This is a genomic window from Clavibacter lycopersici (assembly GCF_003576405.1).
Lineage (GTDB): Bacteria > Actinomycetota > Actinomycetes > Actinomycetales > Microbacteriaceae > Clavibacter > Clavibacter lycopersici.
Genome location: NZ_QWGT01000175.1, coordinates 1 through 5,961 on the forward strand (window position 1 = coordinate 1; position 5,961 = coordinate 5,961).

Genomic DNA, 5,961 nt, shown 5'->3' on the forward strand with positions numbered 1-5,961 from the left:
CCAGGCGACGTGCCTCGCGCGCCGGCGCCTCGAGGAGGCTGCGGTCGGCGGCCAGCCGGAGGATCGCCGTGGCCAGCCCCTCCGCGTCCGTGCCGTCCGCGAGCATCGCCGCCCCGCCGAACTCCGCGGCGAGGACCGGGTCGCTCACGAGCGCCGGCCGGCCCTCCGCGAAGGCCTCCATCGCGATCATCGGCTGGTTGTCGAAGCCGAGCGACGTGATCACGGCGGTGTGCGCGCCGCGGAGGAGGGCGGTGACCGTGGCGGTGGACACCCGGCCGTGCACCGTGACGACCGGCGGGACGGCGCCGCGCGGCCGGCCGCCCGCCAGGTCGAGGTGCACGGCGTCCGGTCCGGAGCGCTCGGCGACGAGCGCCATCGCCTCGAGCATCACGTCGAGGCGCTTCTCGGGCGCGAACCGCGCGGCCCAGACGAGCCGCAGCGCGCCGCTCGCGGGGAGCCCGGCCGACGCCCCGCGCGCGGTGCAGCTCGTGTTCGACAGCACCTCGACGGCCGGCAGGCCCGCGCGCCGGAGGGCGACGGCCTGGTGCTCCGAGGGGGAGAGCACGAGGTCGGCCTCGCGGCAGGCGGCGAGCGTCGTGCCGCGGAGGGCGCTGTCGAGACGGCGCGGGGCCAGCCGCACCCGCGGATCCGGCAGCCCGGTCATCGCGCGGTGCACGGCCGTGACGGCGGGCGCGAGGAACCCGCCCCACGCCGGGCCGCGCAGGAAGAAGGTGTGCACGGTGTGCAGGGTCGGGATCCCGCGCTCGCGCCCGAGCCGCAGGGCCGTCGCGGCCAGCCCGTGCTCGGAGTGCGTGAGGACGAGGTCGGTGCCGGCGGCGTCCATCAGCGCGCCGAGGTCGCGCCGGGTGGCGGCGTCGGCGCGGATGAGCGGCAGGCCGAGGAGGGGCACGGGGAAGGTGGGCGCCACGTCGTGCAGGGCGACGCCCGTGCCGTGCAGCTCGCGGACGGAGGTCGCGTCGGGTGCCGCGACGGTGACCGCGTGGCCCGCGCGCGCGAGCGCGAGCGCCTGCTGGACGACGGCCGTCTGGGCCCCACCGAGGTAGGAGAAGGCGTAGTCCATCACGAGGAGGGGGCGGAGCGTGTTCATCGCGGGCGACGCTAATCGTCCGGGCGCGTCGCGCGCTGGGGCCTGGGGAGACCGGACGGGCTCGGGATGGATCGCCCGCGCGGGGGCCGGATCCGGTAGGGCGACGGGCGTCCGCCTTGACATCCCGGACGGCTGCCCCCATGCTCATCAAAACGAACTTTCAGTCCGCACAGCGAACTGCACCACTCAATGGAGAGCGGAGATACACATGGGGTTGGCTGTCTGGGCCCTCATCTCGTACATCGGGATCATCGTCGTCTGGAGCGTCGCGCTGAAGCGCGGCATCGGCGAGGCGATGGTCGTCGGATTCCTCGTCGTCTGCGCGTTCGGGGGCGGGGAGTTCCCGCGCCTCGTGCTCACCGGGATGCAGGCGGCCTTCGACCAGGAGATCGTCTTCGCGGCGCTCGCCTTCACGTTCATCGGCTTCCTGCTCGCCTCCACCGGGGTGATCGACCGGCAGGTGGACCTCCTCAACTCGCTGCTCGGCCGCCTCCGCGGCGGGGCCGGGTACGTGGCCACCGTCGGGTCGGCGCTGTTCGGCGCGGTCGCCCACTCGGGATCCGCCAACGCCGCCACCATGGGGTCCGTCGCGATCCCGTGGATGAAGCGCTCGAACTGGCCGCCGCACGTGGCCGCGACGCTCATCGCGGGCAACGCGGGCAACGGCACGGTGATCCCGCCGAGCGCGTCGTTCTTCATCCTCATCGGCACCGCCACGGTCGCGCCGTACGTCTCGATCGACGAGCTGCTGCTCGCGATGTTCGCGGCCGCGGCCTGGTGCATCCTCTGGCGGCTCGTCGTCGTCTTCTACTTCGTCAGGAAGCACAAGATCGGGCGGGTCTCGGCCGCGGACATCCTGCCGTTCGGGCGGTCGTTCCGGCAGGGCTGGTCGTCGCTCCTGGTGTTCCTCGGGATCGTGATCCCGGTGCTCGTCACCCTCGGGCCGACCGGCGAGTCGCTCACGGGCGTGCTCGGCGAGGAGGTGATGGAGTCCATCAGCATCATCGTCTGGATCCCCGTCCTCCTCGGCCTGTTCGCCGCAGCGCTCGGCTGGCGCCGCCTGCCCAAGAGCGGCCGCGAGTGGTACGGCTTCGTCGCGAAGACCGCGCCGCGCTACCGCGACATCGGCGCGACCCTCGTGTTCGCCTTCGCCGGCGGCGCCGTGCTCACCGAGCTGGGCCTCGCCGAGCAGCTCTCGAGCGTGCTCAACGGGCTGGACGCGTCGCCCGTGGTCATGTCGATCATCGTCGCCGTCATGGTGGTGCTCGTCGCGGGGCCGCTGAGCTCCACCGCCACCATCGCGACGATCGGCGGCATCGGGTTCTCCGTGCTGGTGGCCTCCGGGGTGGATCCCGTGCTCGCCGCCTGCGTCGTGCTCGTCGCCGCGTCGACCGAGGGCGCGTCGCCGCCCGGGGCGTCGGCCATCTACATCGCGACCGGCATCGCGCAGGTCAACCCGGTGAAGACGTTCGTGCCGCTCATCGTGCTGTACGTGCTGCCGATCCTCGTGATCGCCGCCCTCATCGGGCCCGGCTGGCTGCCGGTGCCGCACTGATGCCCGTCGACCCGCGCGGCCGCCCCGCGCATCCCCGTCCCGCCCGCCATGCCGCCCGCACGACCGCCCCGAGGAGGAGCTGATGTCGGAAGAGAAGCCCCCCGCCGAGACCACCCACGGCCCGGCCCGCCTGCGCGCCATCCGCGTGATGACCGCCGTCTTCGTCGCCCTGCTCGTGCTGATGCTCGTGCTCGGCACGGTGCTCGTGCTGCTGCAGGTCGTCGGCCTCGTGGTCGTCGACGGCGGCCTGATCACCGGCGCCTCCGCCGCGCTCAGCCCCTGGACCTTCGGCGTCGCCGGGGTGCTCGGGATCTGGACGCTCCTGCTCTCCTACGTCCACGGCTGGAAGCCCGCCGACTAGGCGGCCCGCCCCACCGCATCACCCACCGGAAGAAGAGGCACGTCATGTCGGACGCATCGACCCTCGGGCGGCTCGCCGCCCTCCCCGTCGCCAACGTGGGCGACTCCATGGACCGCCTGGGCGTGGTCGACGCCGGGATCCGCCCCGTGTGGCGCGGCGCGCGCGTCGCCGGCCCCGCCTTCACGGTCGAGGTCGCGGGCGGCGACAACGCGGGGATCCACGAGGCCATCGGCCGCCTCCAGCCCGGCGACGTGCTCGTCGTCAACGGCCACGGGCTGCGGGACCGCGCGCTCGTCGGCGAGCTGATCGGCGAGCGGCTGCGGTCGGCCGGCTGCGCGGGCATCGTGATCGACGGCGCCCTGCGCGACGTCGACGACCTCGAGGAGATGGGCTTCCCCGCCTTCGCCCGCGCCGTCACCCCCGCGGGCCCGTACCGCAACGGGCCGTACCGGATCCAGGTCCCCGTCGCCATCGGCACCGTGGTCGTGATGCCCGGCGACATCGTGCTCGGCGACGCGGACGGCCTCGCGGTCGTGCCCGCCGCCGAGGCCGCCGCGGTCGCCGACCGGGCCGAGGCGAAGCACGCCGACGAGTCCGCGACCCGGGCCTCGATCATCGCCGCGCGATGACACCCGCCGCCTGGGACGATGGGGCACATGCCAGACACCCCATCGGACAGCCGCGCGACCGCCGCGGAGACCTCGTCGTCGACCGTCCGGAGCGTCGACCGGGCGCTGGACCTGCTCGAGCTGCTCGAACGCGGCGACGGACCGCTGCGGCTCGTGGAGCTGAGCCGCGGATCCGGGCTGCAGAACGCGACCGTGCTGCGGATCCTCGGGTCGCTGCAGCGCCGCGGCTGGGTGACGGTCGAGCACGGCGAGTACCGCGTGGGGCCGGCGGCCCTCGGGATCGCGAACGGCTTCCTGACGACCGACCGGCTGAGCGGCCGGGCCCGGCCCGTGCTGCAGCAGCTCGCGGACAGCACGCGGCTGACCGCGTCGCTGTACGTGCGGATCGGGGAGGAGCGGATCCTCACGGTTCGCGTCGACGGGGAGGACCCGCTGCGCTACCAGCTGCCGCTCGGCCGCCGGCTCCCGCTGCACGTGGGGGCGGGGAAGAACATCCTCGCGGCCTTCCCGGAGGAGGAGCGCGAGCGGGTGCTCGCGCGGATCGGGAGCACGGACACGGCGGGCGGCGCGACGGTGTCGGCCGACGAGCTGCGGGCGCAGCTCGACGTGGTGCGCCGGGACGGCTTCCACATCTCGATCGACGAGCGGGAGACGGGCGTCGCCGCGGTGAGCGTCCCGATCCACGACCGCTCGGGGGAGGTCGTCGCGGCGATCTCGACCTCCGGGCCCACGGAGACCATCACGCGCGGGCGCCTCGAGGCGCGCGTGCCGGAACTGCGCCGAGCGGCAGCCGCCGTGGAGCGGTAGACGCCGGGTCGCGACGCGCGCCCGGCAGAGGAGGAGATCCACGATGAGGACAGCGTTCATCGGACTCGGGGAAGCGGGCGCGATCTACGCGGCGGCGGCCGCCGCCCACGGCGACGACGTGTCGGGCTTCGACCCGGCCGCGCCCACCACGCCGGAGGGCGTCGTGCGATCCGCGACCCTGGCCGACGCCGTCGCCGGGGCCGACCTCGTGGTCGTGCTCACGGGCGCGGCGCTCAGCGAGCGCATCGCCGCGGACGCCGCCCCGCACCTGGCCGCCGACGCCGTCTACGCGGACTTCACGACGGCGTCGCCGCAGGTGATGGCGCGCGTCGAGCGCGTCGTCCAGGACGCGGGTGCGCGCTTCGCCGACGTCGCGATCCTCGGGCCCGTGCCCACGAAGGGCGCGCGCACCGAGACGATCGTCAGCGGATCAGCCGCCCGGGACGTCGAGGCGTACCTCGTCTCCCTCGGCGCGGAGGTCGAACGCATCGACGGGCCGGCGGGGGAGGCGACCAGCAGGAAGCTCCTCCGCAGCGTGCTGATGAAGAGCCTCGCGGCCGTCGTGGTCGAGGCGGTCACCGCGGGGCGCGCCGCCGGATGCGAGGACTGGGTGCGCGAGCAGATCGCGGGCCAGCTCTCGGGCGACGTGGCCGCGAAGATCGAGCGCTACGAGTCGGGCAGCCGCAAGCACGCGGTGCGGCGCGGCCACGAGATGGAGTCGGTGGTCGAGCACCTCGGCGCGCTCGGAGTGCCGTCGGAGATGTCGGAGGCGTCCGCGCGGTTCCTGGGGCGGCTCGCCGCCGAGCAGGCGCAGGGGCAGGGGCCGGGGCAGGAGCAGGGGCAGGCCGGCCGGGCCTAGGCCGGCCGCGCGCGCCGCAGCAGCGCGACGACGATGGCGAGCGGCTTCATCCACGTCATCTCGCCGAAGCGGTAGTCGTCGGCGCGCGCGAGCCGCGCGGCGAGGTCGGGGCGCGCGGCGCGCAGGTAGCCGCGCGCCTCCTCCGCGTGCACGGGGTCGGAGACGATGCGGATCGTGTCGGCGTCCTCGATCAGCGGGATCGCGTTCGCGACGTTCTCGCGCGTGCTCGTGCTCGCCTCCTCGAGGACGACGGCGCCGGCGTAGCCGAGCTCGTCGCGGGCGAAGCGGGCGAGGATCCGCGCCTCCGGCTCGTCGCCCATCACGGATCCGCCGCAGAGGACGAGCGCGGTCGAGGTCGCGCGCGGGTCCATCGAGCGGAGGGCGGCGCGCACGCGGTACCGGTTGATCGGGTTGGCGCGCGGCCCCGCGTTGCCGAAGCCGAGCACGACGACCGCCTCGCGGCCGACCCGCCCGTCGGCGCGACCCGGGTCGTCGCCGAGGCCGCGCGTGCTGGCGAGCCGGTGGATCCCCTCGCTCGCGAGGAGCGCAGCGCCGACCGCGGCGAGGAGCGCGGCCGACGCGGCGACGACGATCCGGCGGGTCCGCATGCGCCCAGGCTACGGGCGGCGCGGCGGTGCGATG

General features: G+C 74.9%; 7 protein-coding genes. 5 read left to right on the forward strand and 2 right to left on the reverse strand.

Going from position 1 to position 5,961, the window contains the following annotated elements; translation table 11 throughout:
- Window positions 1-1,108, reverse strand: a 1,108-nt coding sequence (locus tag DZG00_RS11230) for a glycosyltransferase family 4 protein (protein ID WP_119455633.1), incomplete at its 3' end; no start/stop codon positions are given.
- Window positions 1,109-1,316: 208 nt separating this feature from the next.
- Here DZG00_RS11230 and DZG00_RS11235 point away from each other — a divergent pair.
- From DZG00_RS11235 to DZG00_RS11255, 5 genes are all read left to right on the forward strand, one after another.
- On the forward strand, window positions 1,317-2,663 hold the full coding sequence (locus DZG00_RS11235; RefSeq protein ID WP_119382564.1) for a TRAP transporter large permease subunit: 1,347 nt from the start codon (window positions 1,317-1,319) through the stop codon (window positions 2,661-2,663).
- Between the two features lie 82 nt (window positions 2,664-2,745).
- Window positions 2,746-3,024: a hypothetical protein gene (locus tag DZG00_RS11240; RefSeq protein ID WP_119382563.1), complete on the forward strand. Its 279-nt coding sequence runs from the start codon at window positions 2,746-2,748 to the stop codon at window positions 3,022-3,024.
- A gap of 44 nt (window positions 3,025-3,068) precedes the next feature.
- Window positions 3,069-3,653, forward strand: a complete 585-nt coding sequence (locus DZG00_RS11245) for an RraA family protein (RefSeq protein WP_119382562.1) — start codon at window positions 3,069-3,071, stop codon at window positions 3,651-3,653.
- Window positions 3,654-3,680: 27 nt separating this feature from the next.
- The gene (locus DZG00_RS11250; protein ID WP_119382561.1) at window positions 3,681-4,460 is read left to right on the forward strand and encodes an IclR family transcriptional regulator; all 780 of its coding nucleotides are present in this window, start codon (window positions 3,681-3,683) and stop codon (window positions 4,458-4,460) included.
- Window positions 4,461-4,503: 43 nt separating this feature from the next.
- On the forward strand, window positions 4,504-5,319 hold the full coding sequence (locus DZG00_RS11255) for an NAD(P)-dependent oxidoreductase (RefSeq protein ID WP_119382560.1): 816 nt from the start codon (window positions 4,504-4,506) through the stop codon (window positions 5,317-5,319).
- Here the strand turns inward: DZG00_RS11255 and DZG00_RS11260 are convergent.
- Entirely contained in the window at window positions 5,316-5,927 is a 612-nt protein-coding gene (locus DZG00_RS11260; protein WP_119455632.1) for a YdcF family protein, read from the reverse strand. The two genes, DZG00_RS11255 and DZG00_RS11260, sit on opposite strands and share 4 nt — an antisense overlap.
- Window positions 5,928-5,961 lie beyond the last annotated feature (34 nt).